The 1,330-nt window shown below is 45.5% G+C and carries 1 protein-coding gene; it reads right to left on the minus strand.

Features of this window, described 5'->3' with window-relative positions; all coding sequences use genetic code 11:
• Nucleotides 1-31 precede the first annotated feature (31 nt).
• Nucleotides 32-1,246 (minus strand): IS256 family transposase, encoded by a 1,215-nt coding sequence (locus JMW90_RS13360; protein WP_201564734.1) that lies wholly within the window; start codon nt 1,244-1,246, stop codon nt 32-34.
• Nucleotides 1,247-1,330 lie beyond the last annotated feature (84 nt).

Consider the following 1,330-nt stretch of genomic DNA (forward strand, 5'->3'; position numbering starts at 1 on the left):
GAGCCCATCCCAGATTCTGTGTAACTGCCCTTTAGATTAAATGCCTGCTAATACGATCATCAAACATAATCATAAAGCGATTAAGGGCAGACGTCCAGTTACGAATCGGCATCGACCACTTTTTAGACGCCTGCTGGGTTGCTAGATAGACTACCTTAAACGCTGCCTGATCAGACGGGAACACCTTACGCTTATTCACTGCCGTACGAATCACACTGTTTAGCGACTCAATAGCATTGGTGGTATATATGACTTTTCTGATGTCTTTAGGGTAACCAAAGAACACCGTTAAGCCTTCCCAGTTATGGCGCCAAGACTTGACCACGTGTGGGTATTTCTCGCCCCACACTTCATCAAAGTGCTCAAGATTGGCCTCTGCTATCTCAAGCGTATCAGCACCGTAGATGGCCTTTAAATCAGCCGCTACTGCCTTTTTGTCCGTCCATGGTACGAACTTCATTGAGTAACGCACCATGTGCACGATACACAGCTGAATCTTGGCTTTGGGGTAAACCGTATTGATGGCATCAGGGAAGCCCTTTAAGCCATCGACACAGGCAATGAGTATGTCTTGTACCCCGCGGTTTTGCAATTCAGTGAGAACACCCAGCCAGAACTTAGCGCCCTCATTCTCTGATAACCACATGCCAAGCAGCTCCTTTTTACCGTTAAGAGCGACACCTAGAGCCAGATAAATAGCCTTGTTGATGATCTGCTTATCTTGGCGTACCTTGACGACAATGCAGTCTAGATAGACGATAGGATAGACACTGCTAAGAGGCCAGTTCTGCCAAGCGGTGATGTCATCTAAGATATTGTCAGTGACTCTTGAAACAAGAGAGCTTGAGATATCAACATCGTAAAGCTCTTTAATCGTTTCGACAATCTCAGTTGTGGTTTGACCTTTGGCGTAAAAGAATATGATCTTGTCATCAAGACCTGAGATACGAGTTTGATGCTTGCTTACGAGCACAGGCTCAAAGCTGCCACCGCGGTCTCTTGGAGTAGAGATCTCAAGATCGCCTGTGTCACTGCGGACTGTCTTTTTAGTATGACCATTGCGCTTGTTTGGCTTATCAGCCTTTTCATGCTTGGGGTAACCTAGATGGTCTTCCATCTCAGCTTCTAGGGCAGTGTCGATAAACGATTGCATGAGCTGCTTTTGGAAGTCTTTGATGTCATCAAAGCTGTTCATGCTACCAGCCATTTGCTCGGCCAGTTTTTTAATGTCAGATTGAGTAGTCATTGCTTATTCTCCTGTTAGTGGATTATAAGCAGTTACACACTTTTTAGGAAAGGCTCGGCGTATCCTCATTTTAGTAATAGGCTC

Source organism: Psychrobacter glacincola (assembly GCF_904846215.1).
Lineage (GTDB): Bacteria > Pseudomonadota > Gammaproteobacteria > Pseudomonadales > Moraxellaceae > Psychrobacter > Psychrobacter glacincola.